Here is a 25,311-nt window from a genome sequence, read left to right on the forward strand (position 1 = left end):
GTGGTGCTCTTCTTCCTTGCCCTGGTGCTGCTCTGCGCCGGGGCCTTTGCATTCCTCAACGGGTTCAGGGACGCGTCCTCGTCGGTGGCGCTGGCCGTGCGGACGCGGGCGCTGACCCCAACTGTGGCGGTGATTCTGGCCAGCCTGTTCAACTTCATCGGTGCCGGGCTGAGCGCCGTCCTGGCGCTGGCCGTCAGCCAGGCGTGGCTGTCGCTGCCGCCGGGCACAAACGGCCTGACGATTCTGCTGGCCGCGCTGCTGAGCGCCATCCTCTGGGGCGTCTACTTGTGGTGGCGCGGCATTCCCTCGTCCTCCACCCATGCCCTGGTCGGCGGCCTCGCCGGGGCGGGGGTCGCGAGCGTCGCCGTCGGCGGAAACCCCGTCATGGGCGTTGACGCCTCGCTCCTGTCCCAGGTGGTGCTCCCGCTGCTGATCTCACCGGTGATCGCCTATGCGGGGTCGTTCCTGCTGGTCTGGCCCGCGGGCTGGGCGGCCCGGTACACGCCGCCCAATGTCGTCAACACCCGCTCCCGGCGGGCCCAGGCCATTGCCGCGGGCGCCGTCGCCTTCGGGCACGGGCTGCAGGACGGCCAACGCACCAGCGCCGTGGTGATCCTGGCGCTGCTGGCGGCCGGTCTCTCCGACGGCGGTTCAGTGCCGGCGTGGGTGGCCCTGCTGACGGCCGTCTTGCTGTCGGCGGGAACCCTGGCGGGCGGGTGGCGGATTTCCTACACCATCGGCTACCGGCTGACCCGGGTCGATCCCCTGCGCGGATTCGTCGCGCAGATGTACAGCGCGGTGATGCTGCTGGTGGGCGCGATCGGGCTGCACTGGCCCGTCTCCACCACGCACACGGTGACGGCGGCAACCCTTGGCGCCGGCGCCAACCAGAGTTTCCCGGGCACCGACCGGCGGCTGGTGATCCGCATCCTGGTGTTCTGGGTAGCGACCCCGGTTGTCACCGCCGCCGCCGCGTTCGTCCTGCAGTTGGCGCTATCGACGGTGGCCGGCCTGTAGGACTCGGTTGGTTATCCGAAGCGGCCGGAGACGTAGTCCTCGGTGGCCTTCTCGGTCGGGTTGCTGAAGATCGTGGGGGTGTCGCCGAACTCGATCAGCTTGCCCGGCTTGCCGGTGCCGGCAATGTTGAAGAAGGCCGTCTTGTCCGACACGCGGGCCGCCTGCTGCATGTTGTGCGTCACGATCACCACCGTGTACTGGTCCTTGAGCTCGTTGATGAGGTCCTCAATGGCCAGCGTCGAGATCGGGTCCAGGGCGGAGCAGGGCTCGTCCATGAGGATCACCTGGGGTTCAACGGCAATCGCGCGCGCAATGCACAGGCGCTGCTGCTGGCCGCCAGAGAGCCCGGAGCCGGGCTTGGCCAGACGGTCCTTGACCTCGTTCCAGAGGTTGGCCCCCTGCAGGGACCGCTCCACCAGGACATCGGCCTCGCCCTTGGAGATCTTCGTGTTGTTCAGCTTCACGCCGGCCAGCACGTTGTCCCGGATGGACATGGTGGGGAACGGGTTGGGGCGCTGGAACACCATGCCGATCTGGGACCGGACGGTGACCGGATCGACGCCGGGGCCGTACAGGTTGTCCCCGTCCAGCAGCACTTCGCCTTCAACCCTCGCACCGGGAATGACCTCGTGCATGCGGTTGAGGGTGCGCAGGAAGGTGGACTTGCCGCAGCCCGAGGGGCCGATGAAGGCCGTGACGGACTTGGCGTCGATGTTGATGTTGACGCCTTCGACGGCCAGGAATTTGCTGTAGTAGACGTTCAGGTCCTTGACGTCGATGCGCTTAGACATGGTATTCCTTCACTTGCTGGAGGTAGGGGCGGCGGACGCGGCCGTGGCCTAGCGGCCTGTCTTGGGGGCGAACATGCGGGCAATCAGGCGGGCGCCAAGATTGAGCAGCATCACCAGGATGATGAGCACCAGGGCCGCGCCCCAGGCCCGTTGGGAGGACGGATCCGGGTTGGACGGCGAGGTGGGGTTCAGGATCTGGGTGTAGATGAAGGTCGGCAGGGAGGCCATCCAGCCGCTGAACACGTTGGTGTTGATGGTGGTCGCGAATCCGGCGGTGACCAGAATCGGCGCGGTTTCGCCGATAACGCGGGCGATCGCCAGGGTGATGCCGGACGCGATGCCGGAGATCGCCGTCGGGAGGACCACCTTGAGGATGGTCCGCCACTTGCGGACGCCGAGAGCGTAGGCGGCCTCGCGGAGTTCGTTGGGCACGATCTTGAGCATTTCCTCGCTGGAGCGGACCACTACCGGGATCATCAGCACCGACAGTGCGACGGCGGCGACGGCGCCGGTCTTGGTGCCCGGGCCGACCACCGCGAAGAACGCGGCGGCGGCGAACAGGCCGGCGACAATCGAGGGGATGCCGGTCATGACGTCCACGAAAAAGGTGATGGCCCGGGCCAGTGCGCGGTCCTCGCCGTATTCCACGAGGTAGATCGCGGTCAGCAGGCCCACGGGGACCGAGATGAGGGTGGCGAGCACCGTGATCAGCAAGGTGCCCATGAGCGCGTGGTAGATGCCGCCCAGCAGGGGGGCACCTTCCTCGACCGTCTTGTTGTCAAAGGCGCCGGTGACACCGTTCATGGAGGTGGTGAGGAAACCGGGATCCAGGAGCCCGGGTAGCCCATTGATCAACACGGTCCAGATCACCGAGAACAGGGGCAGCAGGGCAACCAGGAAGGCCCCCACAACCAGGCAGGTGGCCAGCTTGTCCTTGGCTTTGCGGGCGCCTTCCACAATAAGGCTCCAGCCCACCAGGCCGGCGGCGAAGAGGACGGCGGAGACGATTCCCCAGCCGAAGGCATTGAAGCCGATCAGCGCGAGGATCGCGGCGCCGAGGATCAAGGCAACGGCCAGGACGATGTACGGCGCGGCCTTGGGCAGTTGGCCCCTGGTCAGCGCCGAGCGCTTGCGTACCGGAGTCAGGGTGGAGGTCATTTAGTTGGCTCCCGAGAATTCTTTGTGCCGGCTGATGATTCCCCGGGCAATCATGTTCACTCCGAGGGTAATGACGAACAGCACCAGGCCCGCGGCGATCAGCGTGCTGACCTTGAGCCCGCTGGCCTCGGGGAAGTTCAGGGCGATTTCGGCGGCGATGGTCTGGTTGCCGGTCTGGATCAGGCTGGCGGTCAGGGCTCCGGAGGACAGCACCAGCGCGACGGCCATGGTCTCGCCGAGGGCCCGGCCCAGTCCCAGCATCACGGCGCTGATGATTCCCGGCCGGCCGAACGGCAGCACGGTCATCCGGATCATCTCCCAGCGGGTGGCCCCGAGCGCCAGCGCGGCCTCTTCGTGCAGCTTGGGGGTCTGCAGGAAGATTTCGCGGGTCAGGGAGGTGATGATCGGCAGGACCATGACGGCGAGCACGATGCCGGCCGTCAGGATGGTCTTGCCGGTGGCGGAGGCGGGGCCCTGGAAGATCGGCAGCCAGCCCATGTTCTCGGCCAGCCAGTTGTACGACGGCGAGATTTCCTTGGCCAGGAACGCGACGCCCCAGGCGCCGTAGACCACGGACGGGATGGCGGCGAGGAGGTCAATCACGTAACCCAGGCCGGAGGCGAGCTTGCGCGGCGCGAAGTGCGAAATGAACAGCGCGACGCCGATCGCGATCGGCGTCGCGATCACGAGAGCGATCACCGAGGCGATGAGGGTGCCGATGACGAGCGGCCAGATGTAGGTGAAGAATCCTTCGCCGCCCTGGATCTTGTCCGCCGGAGCCACGAGGGCGGGGAGCGCCTGGATCACGAGAAACAGTGCCACGCCGAAGAGCACGACGAGGATCAAACACCCTGCTGCCAAGGTGGCTGCGGAAAAGACTTTGTCACCGGCGTGGCCTGCGCCCCGGGACTTGGTCAGGGAGGTGGTGGTCACTTCACGGTCCTTCGGTTTGGATGGGGTCCGGGCGCCGGGTGCGGAGGCCTCCGCGGCCGGTGCCCGGCAAATATAGATGTATGGAACAAACGCGTCAGTTCCCTGCTCCATGGCGGCCGCCGGTGACGGCCGCCATGGAGCAGGGAACCTCGATCAGGCCTGTGTTTCCACTATGCCTTTTTCCACTTCGCCTCGCGGCGCAGCGTATCCCTAGGCCTTGGCCTTGACGGAGTCGACGGCAGCCATGGCCTTGTCCTGGAGGGTCTTGGACAGCGGCGCCGACTTGGCGGCGTCGGCGGCGGCCTGCTGGCCCGCGTCGGAGGCGGCGTACTTGACGAAGGCCTTGACCAGGTCAGCGGTGGCCTGCGTGTCGTAGCTGGTGCAGACGATGTGGTAGGACACCAGGACGATCGGGTAGGCACCCGCGACCGTGGTGGTGCGGTCCAGCTTGATGGCGAGGTCGTTGGCGTTGCGGCCCTCGACCGGCTTGCCCTGGTCGACTGCCTTGGAAGCTGCCTCGGCGGAGATCTTCGTGAAGGAGTCGCCGACCTTGATCTGCGCGGTGCCGAGCTTGCCGCTGACAGCGGAGTCGTCGGCGTAGGTCACGGCGCCGGGGGTGTCGGTGACAGTCTTGACGACGCCGGAGGTGCCCTTGGCGTTCTCGCCCTTCAGGCTGGCGGGCCAGACGCCGGCTGCCTTGTCGGTCCACACGGAGGGGGCTACGGCGGACAGGTAGTCGGTGAAGTTGGTGGTGGTGCCCGAGTCATCGGAGCGGTTCACCGGTGTGACCTTGAGGTCCGGCAGCTGGACGCCCGGGTTCATGGCCGCGATGGCGGGGTCATTCCAGTTGGCGACCTCGCCGCGGAAGATCTTTGCGACGGTGGCGGCGTCGAGCTTCAGGTCCGTGATGCCAGGGACGTTGAAGGCGACGGCGATCGGGGAAATGTAGACCGGAATGTCAATGGCTCCGTCGGGACCACACTTTTCCTTGGAGCTGGCGAGTTCGTCATCCTTGAGGTAGGCATCGGAGCCGGCGAACTGGGCCGAGCCGTCGAGGATCGCCTTGCGTCCGGCGCCGGAACCGTCCGGGGAGTACTGCACAGTTGCGCCCTGGTTCGCGGTAGCGAAGTTGGTCTTCCAGACATCCATGGCTGCGCCCTGGGCGGAAGAACCGATGCCGGTCAGGGTGCCGGTGACCGCGGGACCCGAGGCGGACGGCGCCGCGGTCTGGGCCGTGTTGGTTGCGTTGTCCGAACCGCAGGCGGTCAGCGCAAGTGCGCCGACGGCGATTACAGCGATAGCCGCGTTGCGGCCGAAGCGGAGAGCCTTCACTGAGTTGTACCCCTTCCAGGGCTGTGAGTGCCGGGCCTGGAGAAGGCCCGCAGGGATGCGTACGGGTTTGTACCTTTACCGACCGTAAGTGGCCCAGGTGAAGAGAATTGCGGACCAAAGTGAACGGCCGGTGAACGACGCGGGGCTATTGGCTTACATATGCCGGGCCGCCATTGTGTTCTGTGCGTCACAGTCGTATCAGCCACACAGTGCCCGCGGCCCGTGCCGTGTCCTGCCGTGCCGGCCGTCCCGGCGCAGCAAATAGACTGGAGGGCATGGCCTCCGCGACTGGACTCTCCGCAAGCGCACGATTCCTGCGCGGCCGGGTCCGCACCGGCTTTGTCCGGAGCCGGAACTCCCTGGGCCCGGCCATCCAGATGACCACTTGCGCCGTGGGCGCTTACGCTTTCGCAGAATACGTCCTGGGTCACAGCGGGCCGTTGTTTGCGGCCACGTCATCCCTTATTGCGCTCGGTTTTTCCCGCGACCCCAGACTGCGCCGCGTCATCGAGGTGGGCTTGGGCTGCACGCTCGGAATCGTGGTCGGAGACCTGCTGCTGCACTGGCTGGGCTCCGGTATCTGGCAGGCCGCCGTCGTGCTCCTTTTCTCCATCCTGCTGGCCAGGTTCCTGGACAGCGGGACGATTTTCACGACGCAACTGGGCCTGCAGTCGGTCCTCGTGGTGCTCCTGCCCGCACCGATCGGGGGTCCGTTCACCCGCAGCATCGACGCCGTGGTGGGCGGAGTGTTCGCGCTGCTGATGACCGTCCTCGTTCCCAAGGATCCGCGGCGTGAACCCCGCAGCGACGTCAAGAAGCTCCTGCACGAGCTCGCCGAGGTGCTGCGGGAATGCGCCTCGGCGCTGAGCTACAGCGATTCCACCCAGGCCTGGCATGCCCTCATCCGGGGCCGGAACTGCCAGCCGCTCGTCGACGCCATGCGCCAGTCGCTGCGTGCCTCCGGCGAAGTGGCAACCCTGGCCCCAGCCTACCGGCGGCACCGGGACGAGCTGGACCAGATGGAGCAGTCGCTGGACTACATCGATCTTGCGCTGCGCAACAGCCGGGTCTTTGCGCGCCGCCTGACCAGCGCCATCAACCATGCGGCGCTCTCGGACGAGGCCACCCAGAACATCGCCGAGGTCCTGCAGGAGACGGCCGCCGCCGTCGACGAACTCTCGCTCGGCCTGGCGGAAGTCCACGACGGCGCCCGCCGCGCCCACCTGCGGACAGCACGCTCGGAGCTGCGCGAGATCGCCGTCCGGCTGCATCCGCGGATACTGGACGTCCAGCGGCTGGAGGGCGAAACGGTGGTCATGCTGTTCCGCCCGCTCATGGTGGACCTGCTCGAGGCCGCGGGACTGGATTCCAAGGAAGCCCGGGACGTCCTGCCCCCGCTGTAGCTGCTGCAGCTGGCGCACGGCGCGCTTGTTGTCGCTGGCCCCCCGCCGGCGCACTTGTTGTCGCTGGCCCCCGATAGTGTGGACCAATGGCTACGAAGACTTCCCGGGGGCCGAAGGCGCCCGGCTATAAATGCGCCGAATGCGGCTGGACGACGGCCAAGTGGGTGGGCCGCTGCGGCGAGTGCCAGGCGTGGGGCAGCGTGGAGGAGACCGGCACCGCCGTCGCCCGGACGACGGCGGCCACGACGGTCCTGGAACCGGCCCGCCGGATCGCCGACGTCGACGCCACTACCGCCGCTTTCCTGCCCACCGGCGTGGATGAACTCGACCGTGTGCTCGGCGGCGGGCTGGTGCCAGGCGCCGTGATCCTGCTGGCGGGAGAGCCCGGGGTGGGCAAGTCGACGCTGCTGCTGGACGTTGCGGCCAAGTTCGCCCGCACGGCGCAGGACGTCCTCTACATCACCGGTGAGGAATCCGCGGCCCAGGTCAAGCTCCGCGCGGACCGGATCGACGCCGTCGCCGAATCCCTGTACCTGTCCGCCGAAACTGACCTGGGGCAGGCCCTGGGGCAGGTGGAGAAGCTGGAGCCGCGCCTGCTGGTGGTGGACTCCGTGCAGACCCTCAGCAGCGCCGACGTCGAGGGCAGCGCCGGCGGCGTGTCCCAGGTGCGCGAGGTGGCGGCGTCCCTGATCGCCGCGGCCAAGCGCCGCAACATGACCACGCTGCTGGTCGGGCACGTGACCAAGGACGGCTCCATCGCCGGGCCCCGGCTGCTGGAACACCTCGTGGACGTCGTCTGCCAGTTCGAAGGCGAACGGCACTCGCGGCTGCGGCTGCTGCGCGCGGTCAAGAACCGCTACGGACCCACCGACGACGTCGGCTGCTTCGATCTGAACGAGGACGGCATCGAGGGCCTCGCCGATCCCAGTGGGCTGTTCGTCTCCCGGACCAAGGAGCCCGTTTCGGGAACCTGCATCACGGTCACGCTGGAGGGCCGCCGGCCGCTGCTGGCCGAGGTGCAGGCGCTGCTCGCCGAGAGCGCCAGCTCCCAGCCCCGCCGCGCCACCAGCGGGCTCGACAGCTCGCGCGTCGCGATGCTGCTGGCCGTCCTGCAGCAGCGCGCCGGCTGCCTGCTGAACAAGGACGACTCATACGTGGCAACGGTCGGCGGGGTCAAGCTCAGCGAACCCGCCACGGACCTCGCCGTGGCCCTGGCGGTGGCTTCGGCCAAGGCCAGGAAGCCGCTCCCCCAGCGGCTCATAGCCTTCGGCGAGGTGGGCCTGGCGGGCGAAGTCCGCCCGGTGCCCGGCATCAACCAGCGCATCCAGGAGGCGCACCGGCTCGGCTTCACCCATGCCGTGGTACCGGCCAGCCCCAACGGGCACGGACCGGTTCCGGCGGGCTTCTCGGTCCGCGAGGTCGGCCACCTGGCCGAGGCCCTGGGACTGCTGATCAGCTGACGCCGCGAATGCCGGGTGGTCTGGTGGGCTGGGACCTCGGGATGATGGGCGTTATCGAGGTCCACTGAGGCTGGAAATGCCCTCTTGCCAAAGATACCCCCCGGGGGTATGTTTGGCGTAGCCGCAGATGACTGAGCATCCGTCAGGAGCACACACCATGGAACACCGGCACAGCAGCCCCGGCGCGGACCAGGGCCTCAGGAACCACAGCCCGGGCGGGACGCCGCACGGCAACCATGCCGTGGGCTCCGCCGCGGATGAGCACACGGTACACAGCCACGGCCAGCATGCCGGGCACAGCGTCGCGATGTTCAGGGACAGGTTCTGGCTGTCACTGGCCCTGGCCGTGCCGGTGGTCTTCTTCAGCCCCATGTTCGCGGAACTCCTGGGCTACGCTCCTCCCGCTTTCCCCGGCTCAGCGTGGATCCCGCCGGTGTTCGGCACGGCGATCTACCTCTACGGCGGCCGTCCGTTCCTCAAGGGCGGACTCAATGAACTGAAGACGCGAAAACCGGGGATGATGCTGCTGATTGCCATGGCCATCAGCGTCGCCTTTATCGCCTCGTGGGTGACCAGCCTCGGCATCGGCGGTTTCGATCTCGACTTCTGGTGGGAGCTGGCGCTGCTGGTCCCCATCATGCTGCTGGGCCACTGGATCGAGATGCGCGCCCTCGGCTCGGCGCAGGGTGCGCTGGATGCCCTGGCGGCGCTGCTGCCCGACGAAGCGGAACGCGTCACGGCCGCCGGCACGGAGACCGTCAGCCTCGCCGAACTCCGCGCCGGGGACACCATCCTGGTCCGCCCCGGCGGCCGGATGCCGGCCGACGGCACCGTCAGCGGCGGGCAGGCCGAATTCGACGAATCCATGATCACGGGCGAATCAAAAACCGTCCTGCGGGCCCCGGGGGATCCCGTGGTGGCCGGAACCATCGCCACTGACAACTCCGTGCGGGTCCGGGTGTCGGCCATCGGCGAGGACACGGCCCTCGCCGGGATCCGGCGCCTCGTGGCCGAGGCGCAGGCGTCCTCCTCCCGGGCCCAGGCCCTGGCCGACCGGGCTGCGGCCTTCCTCTTCTACTTCGCAGCCGGCACCGGCGTCCTGACGTTCATCTTCTGGACCCTGATGGGCAGCATAGGAGACGCGGTCACCCGCACCGTGACGGTCCTGGTAATCGCCTGCCCCCACGCCCTCGGCCTTGCCATCCCGCTCGTCATCGCCATTTCCACCGAGCGCGCCGCCCGGGCGGGCGTCCTGATCAAGAACCGGATGGCGCTGGAGCGCATGCGGACAGTCGATGTCGTGCTGTTCGACAAGACCGGAACCCTGACCAGGGGCGAACCGGAACTCAAGGAAGTCGCCGCCGCAGACGCGGGAACAACCGGCCAAGACGCCGCGCAGGATACGGTGCTGGCACTCGCGGCCGCCGTGGAGGCCGACAGCGAACATCCCCTGGCCCGCTCAATCGTTGCCGCCGCCCGGGAACGGGGACTGAAGCTTCCGACGGCGGACGGGTTCACGTCGCTGACCGGCCGCGGAGTCCGCGCCACGGTCGATGGCCGCACGGTCCAGGTGGGCGGTCCGGCTCTGCTACGGGAGCTGGGTCTGCAGGAGCCGTCGGAGTTGGCCGCCACGACTGGCGCCTGGCTGGAGCGCGGCGCGGCGGTGCTCCACGTCGTGGACGGCGGCAGGGTCCTGGGTGCTGTCAGCCTCGAGGATGCTGTACGGCCCGAGTCCCGCCAGGCCGTCCAGGCCCTGCAGGCACGCGGCATCAAGGTGGCCATGGTCACCGGCGACGCCCGGCAGGTGGCGCACGCCGTCGCCGCCGAGCTCGGCATCGACGAAGTGTTCGCCGAGGTGCTCCCCGCCGACAAGGACAAGAAAGTGGCGGAGCTCCAGGGCCGCGGGCTGAAGGTGGCCATGGTGGGCGACGGCGTCAACGACTCCCCCGCGCTGGCACGGGCGGAGGTGGGGATCGCGATTGGCGGCGGCACGGACGTGGCCGTGGAATCCGCCGGTGTGGTCCTGGCCGGCAACGATCCGCGGGCTGTGCTGTCAATGCTCGATCTTTCCAGGGCGAGCTACCGGAAGATGTGGCAAAACCTCGTGTGGGCCACCGGATACAACATCATCTCGGTGCCGCTGGCTGCCGGTGTCCTCGCCTTCGCCGGAATTGTCCTGTCCCCCGCCGCGGGCGCCGTGATGATGTCGGCGTCGACCATTGTGGTTGCCCTAAACGCCCAGTTGCTGCGCAGGCTCAAGCTCAACCCGGCCGCGGTCAGCTGAGCTGGTGGAGGCCCCCATGCCGGAAATCACCCGCCGTGAGTCATCATTCGGGAGATCGTATGCCCGGGTGGGTCCTCGGATGGACGCCCGCGGCGCAGCAGAGCACCGCCGGCGGCTCGTCGCGCCGGCGCACGGCATCGTCATCGAAATCGGGGCGGGCTACGGGGCCACCTTCCCGTTCTACCCTTCCACGGTGTCCGGCGTGCTGGCCCTCGAACCGGACCCCACGCTCCGTGCGCTGGCCCTCGCCGCCGCCGGCAAGGCGCCTGTGCCCGTCACGGTGAGGGACGGCGTGGCGGAAGCGCTGCCGGCGGCGGATGCCTCGGCCGACGTCGTCGTCTCCAGTTTGGTGCTGTGCAGCGTGGCGGACCCGCCCCTCGCCCTGGCGGAGGTGGTCCGGGTCCTGCGCCCCGGCGGCCTGCTGCTGTTCTACGAACATGTCCGCTCAGCGCACCGCCTGCTGGGGGCCGCCGAAGACCTGCTCACACCGCTGTGGGGCCGGATGGCAGGCGGATGCCACCCGAACCGTGACACCGCAGCCATGATCGCCGCGGCAGGCCTGAGCGTGCAGGGCGTCGAGCGCTTCGGCTTTTCGGTGCTTCCCGGCAATCCGCGGCTGGCCCACGTCCTCGGCGCGGCGGGCAAATCCTGACCCCGCCCCGGCACAACGAAGAGGGGCGCCTGCCCCGATGGCAGACGCCCCTCTCATGATTTCGCTCCGGCTGAGCCGGTCTGGATTTGCTAGGCCTTCTTGGGCGGCAGGGCAAGCTTGAAGATCTTCGCCCACGTGGAGCCGACCTGCTTCAGCAGCGGACCCGTGGTGTACGGCAGTCCGTAGCGCTTGCAGATCTCCTGCACCTTCGGCTGCACCTCCGCGTAGCGGTTCGACGGCAGGTCCGGGAACAGGTGGTGCTCAATCTGGTGCGAGAGGTTGCCGGTCATGAGGTGCATGAACTTGGAGCCGGAGATGTTGGCCGAGCCGATCATCTGCCGCACATACCAGTCACCGCGGGTCTCGCCCTCCACCATTTCCTCGGTGAAGGTGTCGGTGCCTTCGGGGAAGTGGCCGCAGAAGATCACTGCGTGCGCCCATACGTTGCGGACGGCGTTGGCGGTCACCGTGCCGTAGAGGGCCTGCTTGCCGGAACCGGTCAGCATGGCGACGGCGGGAGTGGCGGCGTAGTCCTTGGTGAACTGCGTCAGTGCCTTGCGGCCGAGGGCCTTCAGGTCCTTGGTCAGGGCTTCCTTGGACTTCCGGCCCTCTTTGTAGTCCACCAGTTCGAGGTCGTAGATCGCGATGCCCCACTCGAAGACCGGTGCCAGCAGCGCGTTGTACAGCGGGTTGCCCAGGTTGAAGGGCGTCCATTTCTGGTCCGGATCCATCCGCAGCAGGTTGTATCCGATGTCGTTGTCCTTGCCGACCACATTTGTCCAGCGGTGGTGGAGATCGTTGTGGGTGTGCTGCCAGGAGCGCGCGGGGGTGACGAAGTCCCATTCCCAGGTGGTGGAGTGGATGTCCGGGTCCCGCATCCAGTCCCACTGCCCGTGCAGGATGTTGTGCCCAAGTTCCATGTTTTCCAGGATCTTGGCGAAGCTCAGCAGCGCGGTGCCGGCGAACCAGGCGGGCTTCTTCTTGCTGACAAGGAGCAGGGCACGGCCGGAGAGCTCCAGGCCGCGCTGGATCTTGATCATGCGGCGGATGTAGGCGGCATCGGCGGACCCACGCTTGGCGAGGATGTCATCCTTGATGGCGTCGAGTTCGCGCCCCAGCTCCGCCACCTGCTCGTCGGAGAGGTGGGCGGCCGCGGGCGGACGCAGCAGCGGGCTGCCGGTCTCGGCGAGGGCGCCGGGCCGCGTCTTCGCGACCGTGACGACCTTCGCTGTGTCGGCTGAACCGCTGGTGGCGGGGGTGTCGGCGTCGGAAAGGTCCGGTTTGTTGGAAACAATCGTCATGCGGTGATACTCCTCAGAGGTCGAGGTTAACGGGGCCGGCGGCTGCCGACACGCACGTCTGGATTAGTTGGCCGGGCTCGCCGTGCACTTCGTTGGTGCGCAGGTCACGGACGTGGCCGGCCCGCAGCGGGATGAGGCAGCTGTGGCAGATACCCATCCGGCAGCCGCTGGGCATGAGGATGCCGGCGTCCTCGCCGACATCGAGCAGCGGGGTGTCGCCATCGGCCTCGACTTCACGGTCGGAGGCCTCGAAGGTGACCAGGCCGCCGTCGTGCCCGGCGCCGCCGGCGAGGCTGGTGCTGAAGCGTTCGATGGTCAGGGTGCCCGAGCTGGCCGCGGCCTGCTGGGCGTCCTCCGCTTCGGCCTCCCACAGCGCCTCGGCGTCGTTGAGGAACCCTTCCGGACCGCATGCGTAGGCGGCGCGCTGGCGCCAGTCCGGGCAGAGCCGGTCCAAGTCGGCGGCCGAGGTGAAGTCCAGCCGTCCGCTCTCACCGGTGAACCAGTGCGTGACGCGCAGGTTGGGGAACTGGTCGGCGAGCTCGGCGAGTTCTTCACGGAAGATGGTGTCCGCGGCGGTGCGGGCGGTGTGGATCAGGACGACGTCCGAATCCGGGCGGTGCGGAACGAGCGTGCGGATCATCGACATCACCGGGGTGATCCCGCTGCCGGCCGTGAGCATGAGCAGCGGCCGCGGATGCTCGGGCAGGACGAAATCGCCCTGCGGGGGCGCCAGGAACAGGACGTCGCCGGGCTTGGTGCCGCGCACGAGGGCCCCGGAGACGGCGCCCATGTCGGTCACGGTGATTGCCGGGTCCTGTCCGGCGGGGGCGCTGAGCGAGTAGGACCGCCAGTGGCGGACACCGTCGAGCTCGACGCCAATACGGGCCCACTGGCCGGCAAGATGTGCTTGCCAGCCGCGGCCGGGACGGAAGAAAATGGTGGCGGAATCGGCCGTTTCTGGAACCACCCTGGTGACTACGCCGCGCAATTGGCGGGCGGAAAACACAGGATTGAACAGCGACAGAATGTCTTCTGGAGCTAGTGGGGTGGTCAGTAGAGATGCGGCGCGCGCCAGCTTACGGAGCCGGATCATTCATCAAGCTTATGTCAGATTGCGCCATACTTCTTCACCCAAGGCATACGATCGACTCAAGAAAACTATCCCGCCGCAACAACTCATCGGACTGTTCATGAACACATCCCCTGCCCGGGAGCCTGCCGGCCCCACCCCCGCCTACGATCCTCCCTGGCTGGCCCTGCCGCGGGAGGTCAGCGACATGCTGCGGCCGCGGATGCCCGGCATTGTAGAGGCCATCATCGAAGCCGTCCCGCAGCTCGTCCCGGCGTACGCCAGGCCGATCGAGGGGCGCTTTGGCAGGGGGCTGCGCAGGGGCGTGGCCGCGGCACTGGACCGCTTCCTGCAACTGCCCGGGACCCGGCTGCCGGCGCTGTCCGAGGAAAGCCGGGAGCTGGTGGCCGGGCTGGGCAGCGGCGAGTTCCGGCAGGGGCGGAGCATGGACGCGCTCCTGAGCGCCTACCGGATGGGCGCCCGCGTGACGTTCCGGGAGATGTCCAAAGTCTCAGTGGAACATCATCTGGGCCAGGGCGTCGTGGTGGATCTGGGCGAATCGATCCTCGCGTACATCGATGAGCTGTCAGCGGTCAGCGCCGAGGCCTACGCCTTTGAGCAGTCCGAACGGGCCGGAGCAGTGGACCGGCGGCGCACCGAACTGCTGGACCTGCTCCTGCTCGGCCAGGCCGACGAGGCGGCCCTGCGCCAGACGGCGGCGATGGCGGACTGGTCCCTGCCCCAGCGCATGGCGGTGGTGACGCTGCCGCTGGACCGCGCGGCCGGGCTGCGGCTGCGCCTGGGCCCGGGCACCCTTGTGATTGAGCGCGAGACCGATGTTGTCGCCCTGGTGCCGGCGCGGATGTCGCGCTCCGCCCGGGACGACCTGGACCGTGCCCTGAAGGGGCGCGGCGCTTCCGTGGGACCGGCCGGGGGCTGGGAGAGGGTTCCGGATTCGCTGCGGCTGGCCGTGCTGGCCGCCGCAGCACTGCCTCCGCGGGAGGGACCGGATGACCCCCCGATCTGGGCCGACGAGCACTTGGCGCAGGTGATTCTCGGTGCAGAACCCTCGGCGATCACCGAACTCGCCAACCGCCGGCTCGCGCCGCTGGAAGGGCTCCGGCCCGCACAGCGCGACCGGCTCGCCGAAACCCTGCTCTCCTGGTTGCGCCACTGGGGCCAGCGGGCGCCCGTGGCCGCCGAGCTCGGGATCCACCCGCAGACCGTGGGCTACCGGGCGGCCCAGCTGCGCGAGCTCTTTGGCGACGCCCTCGAGGACCCAACGGCGCGCTTCGAACTCGAACTGGCCCTGCACGCCGGCCGGCGGTAGGCCAAGCCCGTCGGGCGGACCGCAGGTTACCCGGCGAGCGCCCGCCGGCTGTGGAGCCGCAGCTCCAGGTCGTGCATCACGAGCGCCGCCAGGTCCTCCAGCGCGGCAGTGTCCTCATCGCTGAACTCGCGGGGCTCACGGTCCAGGATGCAGAAGGTGCCCAGGTTGTAGCCGTCCGGAGTGCGCAGCGGCACCCCGGCATAGAACTGCAGGCCGAACTCGCCTGCCACGAGGGGGTTGGCCAGCGTCCGGGGATCGTTGACGGCGTCCCGGACAATCCAGGCATCGCCCTGCAGGACGGCGGAGGCGCACAATCCGGGGTCCCGGCCGATTTCCGTGACATCCGTGCCGTGGTGGGACTTGAACCAGATGCGGTCATGGTCCACAACACTGACAATCGCCACGGGCACCGAGAACATGCGTGCGGCCAGCGCCGCGATCCGGTCAAAGACGCCGTCCGCGGGAGTGTCCAGGATCCGGTACCGCTCGACCGCACGCATGCGCCCTTCTTCGTCGGTCAACAGCGCGGCCGGGTCCCGGCGGCGGCGTCCTGTGCCGTTGATGACTTCCTGGCGCAGGGCCAGGGACACTTCCCGGGCCGGCGGGCGGGCGGCCGGATCCCTGTCCAGCATGGAGGTCAGCAGGGCCGCCCACATGGGCGCGATGTCTTCGGGGACGTCCGGGTCGTGGAGCAACCGGGCCAGGGCGGACTGCACCGGCGCGCCCGGATAGGCCATTTTCCCTGTCAGGCCTTCCAGCAGGACCAGCCCCAGCGAATAGACGTCGCTGGCGGGGCCTGCCGGTTCGCCGGCAGCCTGTTCAGGGCTGAGGTAGGCCGGGGTGCCGGAGCTGTCATCGGGGTCGCCGTGGTGGCCTTCGCGGATGGTGATGGCCACGCCGAAGTCGCTGAGTTTGGCGCGGGCGCGCCGGTCCTCGACGCTGTAGTCCACGAGCAGGATGTTGGCCGGCTTGACGTCCCGGTGGATGATGCCGTGGTGGTGGATGTGCGCAAGACCGTCGGCGAGATCGTGTCCGATCAGCGCCATGTGGGCCGCCGACAGCGGACCCTCGGCCGAGCGGCGGCGCAGGTCGGGGCCGCGGACGAGTTCCATCACCAGATAACTGAGCCGGCGGGTCGGGTCACTGAGGTCCGTGCCGGCGTCGAACAGTGTCACGAGGGCGTGGTGGGCCATCCCCGCCAGGATCCGCACTTCATCGGCCTGCCTGCGGGTCCGCTCTTCGTCCACTGTCCCGTCGCGGAAGAGTTTGACTGCCACTTCACGCCCCAGGACCTCGTCCGTGGCACGGTACACGCTCGATTGGCTGCCCCTGCCAATGAGTTCTTCGATCCGGTAGCGCCCGTTGAGCAGGAAACCGGGGTCCATGGTTGTCAAAGGTCTACGTGGTCCCTCTAATGGGGCCGCCGCTGGAAGCGGGCGGATCAGTCCAAAGCCGGGACAAATCCCGGCACCCGCACCATAAGCAAGCTTACTTATCATAACGCGGAAACCGGATTCCGGAAGACTTCCCGGGACCCTTTCGGTCCGCCGCCTTGGGCTATTTTGCGGGGTTGTGGGTCCCGATCGGCACCAGGGTGAGGTCAGGGTGGTTCTTTTCGATCCGGCGCAGGGCCCAGACGTCGTTGAACAGGGCCAGGTATTCCCCGTCGGAGCGCAACAGGACTTCGGCGCCGGGGACGTTGGCCAGCGCCGGCATGGCGTCGGCGGTCGAGATCCGGGCCATGGAATACGGGAGCCGCTCCAGCCGCATCGGGGCGCTGAAGTCGTGCGCCATGCGGTCCTCGACCACTTCGAACTGCATGGGGCCGACGGCGGCAAGAACGGGCGCCTGGTCACCGCGGATGTCGGAGCGGAGCACCTGGATGACACCCTCGTGCTCGAGTTGTTCGATGCCGCGGCGGAACTGCTTGAACCGGCTCGGGTCCTTGGAGCGCGCCACCTGGAAGTGCTCCGGGGCGAACAGCGGGATCGCCGGGAACTCCACGGGCTGGTCCAGGAACAGGCTGTCCCCCACCCGGAGGGAGGAGGCGTTCACGAGGCCCACCACATCGCCCGGGAAGGCCTCGTCGATCACCTCGCGTTCGCGGCCGAAAACCTGCTGGGCGTACTTGGTGGCGAAGGATTTCCCCGTCCGGGTCTGGGTGACCACCATGCCGCGCTCGAACATGCCGGAGCAGACACGGATGAAGGCAACGTGGTCGCGGTGGGCCTTGTTCATGCCGGCCTGGACCTTGAAGACGAACCCGGCGAACGGGGCATCCACGGGGCGGGGGTCGCCGTCGACGTCGGGCCGCGGGGCAGCGGGCGGGGCGAAGTCAACGAGGGCGTCGAGGATTTCCTTGACGCCGAAGTTCAGCGCGGCCGAGCTGAACAGGATCGGCGTCGCCTTGCCGGCGTGGAAGGCCGCGACGTCGAACGCCAGGTTGGATTCGATGACCAGCCCGGCCTCGTCCACGGCGTTGGACCAATCGTCGCCCTGGCTGGCGGCGGCCTCGTCGGGGGTGAAGTATTCGGTGAGGGCGATGTTGGCGCCGGCGTTGTTGCGCTTGAACTGCGCGAAGCGGTCGTTGCGCAGGTCCCAGACGCCGCGGAAGTCGCCGGAGATGCCAACGGCCCAGGTCAGCGGCATCGGCTGCAGGCCGGTGCGCTCGGTGATCTCGTCCATCAGCGCCAGGGCGTCCAGGCCGGGCCGGTCCCACTTGTTGATGACAGTGATGATGGGCAGGTTGCGCTGCTTGCAGACCTCGAAGAGCTTCATGGTCTGGGTTTCCAGGCCCTTCGCGGCGTCGACCAGCATGACGGCACAGTCCACGGCCGCGAGCACGCGGTAGGTGTCCTCGGAAAAGTCGGCGTGGCCCGGGGTGTCCAGGAGGTTGATGACGGTGTCCCGGTAGGCAAACTGCAGAGCGGCAGAGCTGATGGAGATGCCGCGGTCCTTTTCCATCTGCATCCAGTCCGAGACCGTCTCCTTGCGGTTGGCCTTTCCGCTGGAGGCGCCGGCCGTGCCGATCACCTTTGCGTGCAGCGCCAGGGCCTCCGTCAGGGTGGATTTGCCGGCGTCGGGGTGCGAAATGACCGCGAAAGTCCGGCGCCGGGCCGCCTGCTTGTGAATCTCCTGGACTCGGGCGGGGCTGAGGACTTCTTGAGACACGATGCTACTTTCGCTGCGGCAGTGGACGGGTCACGGCGCGGAGAGCCCGCGGTACACCCAAGGATCCAAGTTTATCGCAGGCCGCGGACCACGGTCGAAGCTGCGGCCGGACCGCGCATGAAGCTGCGCGAGGCCCGGGCGCGAAGCTGCGGCCTTGCGGCGCCAAAATGCCGTCACGGACGGCGCCCGGGGCAGCCCTTCAGGAGGGCCGCGGCGGCACGCCGCAATGGACCACTTTAAGGCTTGCCTGTGCGGAAGTGGCCTTGCTTTACCCCTATCATGGGGAGAGCGGGGAACTGAGTACTTTGATCCTGCCGGGAGACCCTGGAATCCGGCGCACTTGCAGGCTCGTTCCTGCACCTTTGAAGGGAAATCTATGGCTCGGAGCCCTGAAGATGCGCTCAAGGCGACCCTGGCCAGGGTGGCACCGGGCACAGCCCTCCGCGACGGCCTGGAACGCATCCTCCGCGGCCGGACCGGCGCGCTGATCGTGCTGGGCATCGACAGGACCATCGAGTCCATCTGTTCGGGCGGCTTCGAGATCGGCATCGACTTCTCCCCCACCCGGCTGCGGGAACTGGCGAAGATGGACGGCGCCATCGTCTGCGACAAGGATGCCAGCAACATCCTGCGCGCGGCGGTCCAGCTCGTCCCGGATTCGAGCATCGAAACGCAGGAATCGGGCACCAGGCACCGGACCGCGGAACGCGTGGCCATCCAGACGGGCGTCCCGGTCATTTCGGTCAGCCAGTCAATGCAGATCATCGCGCTGTACGTGCACGGGCTGCGCCACGTCCTGGAGGGCTCCGAAAAGGTACTGGCCCGCGCCAACCAGGCCCTGGCAACCCTGGAACGCTACCGCTCGCGCCTGGACCAGGTCACCAGCTCGCTCTCGGCCCTGGAAATCGAGGCCATGGTGACGGTCCGTGACGTCGCGGTCACCCTGCAGCGCCAGGAAATGGTGCGCAGGATCTCCGAGGAAATCTCCCAGTACGTCCTGGAACTGGGCGAGGACGGCCGCCTGCTCTCGCTGCAGCTGGACGAGCTCACCGTCGGCCGCGGCCCGGGCAGCGACGTCATCATCCGCGACTACTCCGGGCCGGCCGCAACAGCGGAGGACATCGACAAAGCGGTCAAGGCCCTCGTCAGCCTGGGCCCAACCGAGCTGATCGACCTGGGCAAGATCGCCGGGATCGTCGGCTTCGCCGGCGGCGAGGCCAACCTCGACGCCGTCGTGCAGCCGCGCGGCTACCGCCTGCTCTCCGGGCTCAAGGCCGTGCCGAAGGCCGTCGCCGACCGGCTCGTCGACCACTTCGGCGGCCTGCAGTTCCTGATGGCGGCAACAATCGATGACCTCATGACCGTCGACGGGATCGGTGACCAGCGTGCCAGGACCGTCAGGGAGGGCCTGAGCCGCATGGCCGAGGCCAGCCTGCTGGACCGCTTCCTCTAACCCCCTCCACAAGCCCACCGGGGGGTAATCGGGGGGGTAACAGGAGTTATGCGGGTCAGCTGAGCTGGAACACGGCCTTGGGGCTGTTCTTGTTCGCCAGGCGCGCGGTGAAGACGTAGTAGGCGCCGCCGGCACCGGGCGTGGCCTCGACGGGCTCGCAGCCCTGCACCGTGCGGTTGCGCTGCCACGGGAAGTTCGCCGTCTCGCTCTTGCCCGGAGCAATGGTCTTCATCAGGTCCGCGCTCTCCGCCTGGCAGTCCTTGGAGGAGAAGATCCGGTCCGAGCCGCTGGTGATCATGTACTCCATCTGCGACGTCCCGATGTTGACCTCGCACGGGACCTTGTTGTTGTTGGTCACCGTGAGGCTCAGCAGCGGCTTCTCACCGGCGGCGTAAGCCTGTTTGTCGGTGGCGGCCGTAACGGTGATCAGATTCTGCTCGCAGCCCTCCCCCGATGTGGCCGTGGGTGAGGCCGAAGCCTCCCCGGACGCCGTCGGGCTCCCCGACGCGGAGCCAGCCGGGCTGGCCGCCGGCGACGCTCCTGCCCCGGACGGCTGGGCGCCGGCAGACTGGCCCCCGCCCATGGCATTCGAGACCGCCACAAAGCCGCCGAAGGCCACGGCGATGGCGAGCAGCAGGACCACCCCTGCAAACAGCCGGCGGCGGCGGTAGACCCGGCGCAGTGGGGGCCGTCCGGATTTGCGCCCGGATTGCCCCGGGGCGGAACCTTTCGGCCGCGAACCGCCCGTACCTGAAGTGCCTTGCCTGACCATTCTTCTAGCCTAGAGAACCACGCGGGCTATGGCGCCCGACCACGCCGCGGGACCTGACGCCGTCCCGATCCGTTACCCCGATCTATTACGCTGAATGGATCGAAACTCTAACCCCCACGCCCCCCGTATCCGCCGCGGCACTGCGGGACCCCCTGCCCGCCGGGGCGCCCGCCCGTGCCGACAATCTCCCAGCCCTCCATGCGGCCCTGGATGACTGGTTCGCGTCCAACGCCAGGGATCTGCCGTGGCGGGCCGCGGACTGCACGCCCTGGGGTGTGCTGGTCAGCGAAGTGATGCTCCAACAGACGCCGGTGGTCCGGGTCCTGCCGGTCTGGGAGGAGTGGCTGCGCCGCTGGCCGGAACCGGCAGATCTGGCCGGCGAACCCGCCGGGGAGGCCGTCCGGTCCTGGGGCCGGCTGGGATATCCCCGGCGCGCCCTGCGCCTGCATGCTGCCGCCGTCGCCATCAGGGACAGCCACGGCGGGGCCGTCCCCGGCACGTACACCGAGCTCCTGGACCTGCCGGGCGTGGGCAGCTACACGGCCGCGGCCGTCGCCGCGTTCGCCTACGGACGCCGCGAAACGGTGGTGGACACCAACATCCGCCGGGTCCACGCGCGGCTGGTCACCGGCTCTGCCCTGCCGGCCCAGGCCCTGACCGCCGCCGAAATGCGGCTGGCGGCATCCCTGCTTCCGGAACGCCCCGGCGCCTCGGTGCGCTGGAACGCCGCCGTCATGGAACTCGGCGCCCTGGTCTGCACTGCGCGGACCCCCAAGTGCGGCCAGTGCCCTGTCCGGGAGTCCTGCGCCTGGCTGGCGGCCGGGGAGCCGGCGCCGACGTACACGCCCAAGGGACAGGCCTGGCACGGCACGGACCGGCAGGTGCGCGGCGCCGTGATGGCCGTCCTGCGGGCAGCCGAGGAGCCCGTGGCGCCGGTCCTGTTCCACCAGGCTCCCGCGGACCTGGGCTTCGAACCGCAGGGCATCGGCATTCCGCTCGCGGCCCTGCACCGGCTCAACGCGGCCCCCGAGCAGCTGGAACGGGCGATGGCAGGGCTGCTGGGCGACGGCCTCGCCGAACTGCACCAGGGCGGCTTCCGGCTCCCGGGCTGAGGATCTACGCTGGAGCATGCGCAAGCTGGCGGCCGCGGCCGTGCTGGTCCTCACCGCAGTCGTGGCTGTCTCGTGCCGGCCGGAGGCCGCCTGCCCGGCGATCGCCCAGGCGCCCGTTGTGTCGCTCACGGTGGACCGGGAGTACGCCCCGTCAGTGCGGACCATCCATCTGGCCGCGTGCCAGGACGGCCGCTGCAAGGAGGCGGACCTCGAACTGGTTCCCGGGAGCACGGCCGTGGACCAAGGCTGCGAGCCGGGCCCCTACGGCGGCGACGGCGTCTGCTCGGCCACTTCTTCGCCCGACGGCACCCTGACCGGAATGCTGATGATGGAGACGCTGAGCGCCAGCCGGATCGAGGTGACGGCCACAGGCACGGACACCGCCGGGAACCCGCTGCCGGCCCGGACCGCGGCGTTCACGCCCCGGGCGGCACACCCGTTTGGTGAGCAGTGCGGAACCTTCATCACCGCCAGCGTGGTGCTCGACGCGGCCGGCCTCCGCCAGGCACCCTAGCGCTTACGGTTCTCCGAACCCCGAGCCGACCAGGCGTTCAAGGTAGTCGACCGCCTTGGCGGCGTCCGGGCCGCTGGCCTCCACGTGCAGGACGGTTCCCTTGCCGGCGGCAAGCATCATGAGCTCGGTCATGGAGGCGCCATCGGCGCCGTTCACGGTCACCTCGGCGTCCATGGCGGACAGGCCTCCGGCGATCTTCGCTGCCGGCCGGGCATGCATGCCGGTCTGGTTGACGAGCTCAAAGTCCCCGGTGGCGTCCGGCGGCTGCTGGTGCACATGCCCCGCCTCCGCGGGATGGGCGGGGGGCCGGTAGACGGCCTCGGCCGCGTCCTTCACCGCTGCCGCTTCGGCCCCTGCCTGGGCAGCCACCGCGGCCGCGACGAGTCCTTCGACGATGGGCGCGTCAGCAATCAGCACCGAGCCTGGATCGGCTGCAAACTCCGCAGCGGACTCGGCCGTCATCACCGCGGAGCCGAGGTCGGCGAGCACCACCACACCGTCACCGGCAGCCTGCTCCAGGGCCGCCATGACCTTGTCCAGGCTCGTGCCGATGCGGCCGTCGTCGGTGCCGCCGGCGGGGAGGATCAGGACGTCGGGAGCCATCTGCGCGGCGAGTTCGACGGCGCCGTCCGCGATCTTGGAGCTGTGCGAGACGACCACCAGCCGGACTGTCATTCGGCCGCTCCGGCCGCGGCGCGCAGAATCAGCGCGCTGGAGACCGCTCCGGGGTCGCGGTGGCCGATGCTGCGCTCCCCCAGGTAGCTGGCCCGGCCCTTGCGGGCGAGCATCGGATCCGTGGACACGGCGCCGGCTTCGGCGGCTTCCGCCGCGGCAAGCAGCACCTTTCTGACGTCCCCGTCGCCGTCGCCAGCCGCTGCGGCGGCCGCCTCGATCGCGGGAGTCCAGGCGTCCACCATGGTCTTGTCGCCGGATTCGGCCTTGCCGCGGGCGACGATCCCGTCGCGGGCGGCCTGCAGCGCGGCGGCGAGGGTGGCGGCGTCGACGTCGGAGCTCTCACCCAGGGCCGTGGCGGCCCGCAGGAACGCCGTGCCGTAAAGCGGGCCGGCCGCCCCGCCAACCTTGGACATCAGCGTCATGGCCGTCAGTTTCAGCGCCGCGGCCGGGGTTTCCGGCGGCGCCTCGGCAAGTTTGTCCATCACGGCCCTGAAGCCGCGGTCCATGTTCTCGCCGTGGTCCGAGTCCCCGATAGGCCGGTCCAGCTCGATCAGTTCCACCCGGTGTTCCGCCATGGCCTGCGCCGAAAGCGTCAGCCACCGCACCGCCCAGCCGACGTCCAAGCCCACGGTCAGACGCCCCAGCGAAGGGCCGGAGTGTGCACTGGAGCGTCCCAGAGCGTTGTCATCTCGTCATCGAGGCGCAGGACAGTGATGGAGCAGCCCTGCATTTCGAGGGAGGTGATGAAGTTGCCCACCAGGGAGCGGGCCACGGTGACGCCCTGCTCGGCCAGTTTCTGCGCGGCCCTGCGGTAGACGATGTACAGCTCGCTTTGCGGGGTGCCGCCCATGCCGTTGACGAACAGGAGCACCTGGTCCCCGGAAGCAAGGCCGAGGTCGCTGACCACCGGATCCAGGAGCCGGTCGGTGATGCCGTCGGCGTTCTCCATCGGGATGCGGTGCCGTCCCGGTTCGCCGTGGATGCCGATGCCGATCTCGATCTCGTTTTCCTCGAGCTCAAAACTGGGCACCCCGGCATGCGGAACGGTGCAGGCGGACAGCGCCACGCCCATGCTGCGCACGTTCTGGTTGACGCGGTCACCGATCGCGGCGACGGCGTCCAGGTTGTCACCGCGCTCGGCGGCCGCACCGGCGATTTTCTCGACCAGGACGGTGCCGCCAACGCCCCGGCGCCCGGCCGTGTACAGCGAATCCTCCACGGCGACGTCGTCGTTGACGAGCACGGTGCGGATCTCGACGCCTTCGGCCTGCGCGAGTTCGGCGGCGGTTTCGAAGTTCAGGACGTCACCGGTGTAGTTCTTCACGATGTGCACGACGCCGGCGCCGGAGCTTACGGCCAGCGTGGCCGGCAGGATCTGGTCCGGAGTGGGAGAGGTGAACACGGCGCCCGGGACGGCGGCGTCGAGCATGCCCAGGCCCACGTACCCGCCGTGCAGCGGCTCGTGTCCGCTGCCGCCGCCGGAGACGAGCCCGACTTTCCCTGCGACGGGAGCGTCCTTGCGCACGATGTACTTCGGGTCCGGGAAAACGGTCACGAGGTCGGCGTGAGCAAGCCCGAACCCTTCCACTGACTCGTCGACCACGGCTTTGGGATCATTGATGAGTTTCTTCATGGCGGTGCTCCCTGGATGGTGTCCTGGCTGCTTGCTTAGACCCTACTACCGGGGCACGGCCGGCGGTAGGCTCCCCGTTCCCCCGGCCCGGGCTCCCTGGCGGGCTGCGAATCCCGGGGCGGCGGGGTTGTGGCCGTGCGTTCCGAACCCCCGCGCTTCAGGCTTGCTGGTCGGCCCACGCCGGAGAATGCGGCCAGGCGTCGACGCCCAGCCATGAGAACGGCGGCGCGGCGAGCCGGCCCTTGCGGGCGCGGGACGCGGCCGGCGGTCCTGACGCGGCAGATACCGCCCCGGCGGTTTGCCCCGTCACGGGGGCGTCGGTGCCGGGCGAGGAGTGGTTGGCGGGTTCGGGCGGCAGCGCTTCCAGCGGCTGGTCCGGCGGCCCTGCCGGAGCACTGGCGATTGACCTGTGGATTGCGGAGAGATCGGGAAAAATCACGGCTTTGTGCAATTTTTTGCCTCCGGAAGTATGGCGGCCCACCCCCTGGGCCGGCATCAGTTTATCCATCAAATTTATTGAAGGGAAGCCCTGCGTGGACGTCGAGTTCCTGGCGGCCGCCGACGCCGGCGCCGTCTTCGCCGGCCGGGACGCCGCCTTCGCCGACCGGGGCCGCCCTCGCCGGCCGGGGCGCAGCCCTCGCTGGCCCGGGCGCAGCCGCAACCCGGCGGGGGCTACAGCTCCTTGATCATCCTGGTGTTGCCCAGCGTGTTCGGTTTAACCCGCGCCAGGTCCAGGAACTCGGCCACGCCTTCGTCGTGCGAGCGCAGGAGCTCGGAATACACCACGGGGTCGACGGCGGTCTGGTCAGCCATGACTTCAAAGCCGTGCTTCTTGAAGAACTCCACTTCGAACGTCAGGCAGAAGACCCGGGAGACTCCCAGCGCGCGGGCATCCTCCAGCAGGCGCTCCACCAGCGCGTGGCCCACGCCCTTGCCGCGCCAGACGTCCGAGGCCGCGAGCGTGCGGACCTCGGCGAGGTCCTCCCACATGACGTGCAGCGCCCCGCAGCCGATCACCTCGCCGTCTTCGGATTCTGCGATCCGGAACTCCTGCAGGCTTTCGTAATAGGCCACGGTTTCCTTGGCCATGAGGATCCGCTGGTCAGCCAGCGGCGCCACGAGGGTCTTGATGGCGCCAACGTCGTCGGTGCGGGCGGGGCGGATGCGGATCGTCTCAGTGGCGGTCTCAGTCACGGTCTCAGTCACAGCCCAATCTTACGGGTGCCCCGGGCGCGGCCGGCTCCCTGCCGG

24 protein-coding genes are annotated in these 25,311 nt (G+C 68.8%); 10 read left to right on the forward strand and 14 right to left on the reverse strand.

Going from position 1 to position 25,311, the window contains the following annotated elements; genetic code table 11:
* Entirely contained in the window at nt 1–1,017 is a 1,017-nt protein-coding gene (locus AC1DNG_RS04650) for an inorganic phosphate transporter (protein WP_230008137.1), read from the forward strand.
* Between the two features lie 11 nt (nt 1,018–1,028).
* On the opposite strand, the gene pstB is transcribed toward AC1DNG_RS04650, so the two are convergent.
* From pstB to pstS, 4 genes are all read right to left on the reverse strand, one after another.
* Nucleotides 1,029–1,808: a phosphate ABC transporter ATP-binding protein PstB gene (gene pstB, locus AC1DNG_RS04655; RefSeq protein ID WP_018774898.1), complete on the reverse strand. Its 780-nt coding sequence runs from the start codon at nt 1,806–1,808 to the stop codon at nt 1,029–1,031.
* A 48-nt stretch (nt 1,809–1,856) separates the two neighbouring features.
* Nucleotides 1,857–2,966, reverse strand: coding sequence for a phosphate ABC transporter permease PstA (pstA, locus tag AC1DNG_RS04660; protein ID WP_476886743.1), 1,110 nt, complete (start codon nt 2,964–2,966; stop codon nt 1,857–1,859).
* Complete coding sequence (gene pstC / locus AC1DNG_RS04665; RefSeq protein WP_223914675.1) at nt 2,967–3,899, reverse strand: phosphate ABC transporter permease subunit PstC; 933 nt, start codon at nt 3,897–3,899, stop codon at nt 2,967–2,969.
* A gap of 210 nt (nt 3,900–4,109) precedes the next feature.
* Nucleotides 4,110–5,231, reverse strand: a complete 1,122-nt coding sequence (gene pstS, locus AC1DNG_RS04670) for a phosphate ABC transporter substrate-binding protein PstS (protein ID WP_476849890.1) — start codon at nt 5,229–5,231, stop codon at nt 4,110–4,112.
* A 275-nt stretch (nt 5,232–5,506) separates the two neighbouring features.
* On the opposite strand from pstS, the gene AC1DNG_RS04675 reads away from it, so the two are divergent.
* From AC1DNG_RS04675 to AC1DNG_RS04690, 4 genes are all read left to right on the forward strand, one after another.
* On the forward strand, nt 5,507–6,634 hold the full coding sequence (locus AC1DNG_RS04675) for an FUSC family protein (RefSeq protein WP_476886744.1): 1,128 nt from the start codon (nt 5,507–5,509) through the stop codon (nt 6,632–6,634).
* Between the two features lie 86 nt (nt 6,635–6,720).
* Entirely contained in the window at nt 6,721–8,094 is a 1,374-nt protein-coding gene (gene radA / locus AC1DNG_RS04680) for a DNA repair protein RadA (RefSeq protein ID WP_223914678.1), read from the forward strand.
* Nucleotides 8,095–8,251: 157 nt separating this feature from the next.
* Entirely contained in the window at nt 8,252–10,378 is a 2,127-nt protein-coding gene (locus tag AC1DNG_RS04685) for a copper-translocating P-type ATPase (protein ID WP_476886745.1), read from the forward strand.
* Between the two features lie 16 nt (nt 10,379–10,394).
* Nucleotides 10,395–11,030, forward strand: coding sequence for a class I SAM-dependent methyltransferase (locus AC1DNG_RS04690; protein WP_476886746.1), 636 nt, complete (start codon nt 10,395–10,397; stop codon nt 11,028–11,030).
* A gap of 89 nt (nt 11,031–11,119) precedes the next feature.
* Here the strand turns inward: AC1DNG_RS04690 and AC1DNG_RS04695 are convergent, their stop codons facing one another.
* Both AC1DNG_RS04695 and AC1DNG_RS04700 read right to left on the reverse strand, forming a co-directional pair.
* Nucleotides 11,120–12,331: a fatty acid desaturase family protein gene (locus AC1DNG_RS04695; RefSeq protein WP_476886747.1), complete on the reverse strand. Its 1,212-nt coding sequence runs from the start codon at nt 12,329–12,331 to the stop codon at nt 11,120–11,122.
* Between the two features lie 13 nt (nt 12,332–12,344).
* Nucleotides 12,345–13,424 carry a ferredoxin reductase gene (locus AC1DNG_RS04700; protein ID WP_028276907.1) on the reverse strand — a complete coding sequence of 360 codons (1,080 nt, stop codon included), beginning with the start codon at nt 13,422–13,424 and terminating at the stop codon, nt 12,345–12,347.
* A gap of 97 nt (nt 13,425–13,521) precedes the next feature.
* On the opposite strand from AC1DNG_RS04700, the gene AC1DNG_RS04705 reads away from it, so the two are divergent.
* Nucleotides 13,522–14,730, forward strand: a complete 1,209-nt coding sequence (locus AC1DNG_RS04705) for a PucR family transcriptional regulator (protein ID WP_476849894.1) — start codon at nt 13,522–13,524, stop codon at nt 14,728–14,730.
* 26 nt (nt 14,731–14,756) lie between these two features.
* On the opposite strand, the gene AC1DNG_RS04710 is transcribed toward AC1DNG_RS04705, so the two are convergent.
* Together AC1DNG_RS04710 and AC1DNG_RS04715 are read right to left on the reverse strand one after the other, a co-directional pair.
* Nucleotides 14,757–16,115 carry a protein kinase domain-containing protein gene (locus AC1DNG_RS04710; RefSeq protein WP_476886748.1) on the reverse strand — a complete coding sequence of 453 codons (1,359 nt, stop codon included), beginning with the start codon at nt 16,113–16,115 and terminating at the stop codon, nt 14,757–14,759.
* 172 nt (nt 16,116–16,287) lie between these two features.
* Nucleotides 16,288–17,901 carry a peptide chain release factor 3 gene (locus tag AC1DNG_RS04715; protein ID WP_028276909.1) on the reverse strand — a complete coding sequence of 538 codons (1,614 nt, stop codon included), beginning with the start codon at nt 17,899–17,901 and terminating at the stop codon, nt 16,288–16,290.
* A 376-nt stretch (nt 17,902–18,277) separates the two neighbouring features.
* Between AC1DNG_RS04715 and disA the strand changes: the two genes are divergently transcribed.
* A complete protein-coding gene (disA, locus tag AC1DNG_RS04720) occupies nt 18,278–19,354 on the forward strand; it encodes a DNA integrity scanning diadenylate cyclase DisA (protein ID WP_018774911.1) in 1,077 nt (358 codons plus the stop codon).
* Between the two features lie 55 nt (nt 19,355–19,409).
* Here disA and AC1DNG_RS04725 read toward each other — a convergent pair whose 3' ends face one another.
* Nucleotides 19,410–20,126, reverse strand: a complete 717-nt coding sequence (locus AC1DNG_RS04725) for a hypothetical protein (protein WP_476859500.1) — start codon at nt 20,124–20,126, stop codon at nt 19,410–19,412.
* Between the two features lie 275 nt (nt 20,127–20,401).
* Here AC1DNG_RS04725 and AC1DNG_RS04730 point away from each other — a divergent pair, with 275 nt between their 5' ends.
* Nucleotides 20,402–21,238, forward strand: a complete 837-nt coding sequence (locus AC1DNG_RS04730; protein WP_476859501.1) for an HhH-GPD family protein — start codon at nt 20,402–20,404, stop codon at nt 21,236–21,238.
* A gap of 16 nt (nt 21,239–21,254) precedes the next feature.
* Entirely contained in the window at nt 21,255–21,752 is a 498-nt protein-coding gene (locus AC1DNG_RS04735) for a hypothetical protein (protein WP_476859502.1), read from the forward strand.
* Between the two features lie 3 nt (nt 21,753–21,755).
* Here AC1DNG_RS04735 and dhaM read toward each other — a convergent pair whose 3' ends face one another.
* The 4 genes from dhaM to AC1DNG_RS04755 all read right to left on the reverse strand — a co-directional run bounded on the left by dhaM (nt 21,756) and on the right by AC1DNG_RS04755 (nt 24,499).
* On the reverse strand, nt 21,756–22,427 hold the full coding sequence (gene dhaM, locus AC1DNG_RS04740; RefSeq protein WP_243178322.1) for a dihydroxyacetone kinase phosphoryl donor subunit DhaM: 672 nt from the start codon (nt 22,425–22,427) through the stop codon (nt 21,756–21,758).
* Entirely contained in the window at nt 22,424–23,056 is a 633-nt protein-coding gene (gene dhaL / locus AC1DNG_RS04745) for a dihydroxyacetone kinase subunit DhaL (protein ID WP_223914688.1), read from the reverse strand. Before dhaL ends, dhaM begins: the two co-directional genes overlap by 4 nt.
* A gap of 2 nt (nt 23,057–23,058) precedes the next feature.
* Entirely contained in the window at nt 23,059–24,060 is a 1,002-nt protein-coding gene (gene dhaK, locus AC1DNG_RS04750; protein ID WP_476849901.1) for a dihydroxyacetone kinase subunit DhaK, read from the reverse strand.
* Between the two features lie 157 nt (nt 24,061–24,217).
* Nucleotides 24,218–24,499 carry a hypothetical protein gene (locus tag AC1DNG_RS04755; RefSeq protein WP_476886749.1) on the reverse strand — a complete coding sequence of 94 codons (282 nt, stop codon included), beginning with the start codon at nt 24,497–24,499 and terminating at the stop codon, nt 24,218–24,220.
* Nucleotides 24,500–24,593: 94 nt separating this feature from the next.
* Between AC1DNG_RS04755 and AC1DNG_RS04760 the strand changes: the two genes are divergently transcribed.
* Nucleotides 24,594–24,746, forward strand: a complete 153-nt coding sequence (locus AC1DNG_RS04760) for a hypothetical protein (RefSeq protein WP_476886750.1) — start codon at nt 24,594–24,596, stop codon at nt 24,744–24,746.
* Here the strand turns inward: AC1DNG_RS04760 and AC1DNG_RS04765 are convergent.
* Nucleotides 24,733–25,266, reverse strand: coding sequence for an amino-acid N-acetyltransferase (locus AC1DNG_RS04765; protein WP_230009315.1), 534 nt, complete (start codon nt 25,264–25,266; stop codon nt 24,733–24,735). The two genes, AC1DNG_RS04760 and AC1DNG_RS04765, sit on opposite strands and share 14 nt — an antisense overlap.
* Between the last annotated feature and the right edge of the window lie 45 nt (nt 25,267–25,311).

The sequence above is a fragment of the Arthrobacter sp. 01T425 genome (assembly GCF_056398725.1).

Excerpts from the sequence above, each read along its gene's own strand:
- AC1DNG_RS04725 (WP_476859500.1), bottom strand. The coding sequence starts at position 20,126 with ATGGTCAGGCAAGGCACTTCAGGTACGGGCGGTTCGCGGCCGAAAGGT.
- AC1DNG_RS04710 (WP_476886748.1), bottom strand. The coding sequence starts at position 16,115 with ATGGACCCCGGTTTCCTGCTCAACGGGCGCTACCGGATCGAAGAACTC.
- AC1DNG_RS04690 (WP_476886746.1), top strand. The coding sequence starts at position 10,395 with ATGCCGGAAATCACCCGCCGTGAGTCATCATTCGGGAGATCGTATGCC.
- dhaK (WP_476849901.1), bottom strand. The coding sequence starts at position 24,060 with ATGAAGAAACTCATCAATGATCCCAAAGCCGTGGTCGACGAGTCAGTG.
- disA (WP_018774911.1), top strand. The coding sequence starts at position 18,278 with ATGGCTCGGAGCCCTGAAGATGCGCTCAAGGCGACCCTGGCCAGGGTG.
- AC1DNG_RS04705 (WP_476849894.1), top strand. The coding sequence starts at position 13,522 with ATGAACACATCCCCTGCCCGGGAGCCTGCCGGCCCCACCCCCGCCTAC.
- AC1DNG_RS04700 (WP_028276907.1), bottom strand. The coding sequence starts at position 13,424 with ATGATCCGGCTCCGTAAGCTGGCGCGCGCCGCATCTCTACTGACCACC.
- dhaM (WP_243178322.1), bottom strand. The coding sequence starts at position 22,427 with ATGACAGTCCGGCTGGTGGTCGTCTCGCACAGCTCCAAGATCGCGGAC.
- AC1DNG_RS04695 (WP_476886747.1), bottom strand. The coding sequence starts at position 12,331 with ATGACGATTGTTTCCAACAAACCGGACCTTTCCGACGCCGACACCCCC.
- pstB (WP_018774898.1), bottom strand. The coding sequence starts at position 1,808 with ATGTCTAAGCGCATCGACGTCAAGGACCTGAACGTCTACTACAGCAAA.
- radA (WP_223914678.1), top strand. The coding sequence starts at position 6,721 with ATGGCTACGAAGACTTCCCGGGGGCCGAAGGCGCCCGGCTATAAATGC.
- AC1DNG_RS04675 (WP_476886744.1), top strand. The coding sequence starts at position 5,507 with ATGGCCTCCGCGACTGGACTCTCCGCAAGCGCACGATTCCTGCGCGGC.
- AC1DNG_RS04685 (WP_476886745.1), top strand. The coding sequence starts at position 8,252 with ATGGAACACCGGCACAGCAGCCCCGGCGCGGACCAGGGCCTCAGGAAC.
- AC1DNG_RS04735 (WP_476859502.1), top strand. The coding sequence starts at position 21,255 with ATGCGCAAGCTGGCGGCCGCGGCCGTGCTGGTCCTCACCGCAGTCGTG.
- pstA (WP_476886743.1), bottom strand. The coding sequence starts at position 2,966 with ATGACCTCCACCCTGACTCCGGTACGCAAGCGCTCGGCGCTGACCAGG.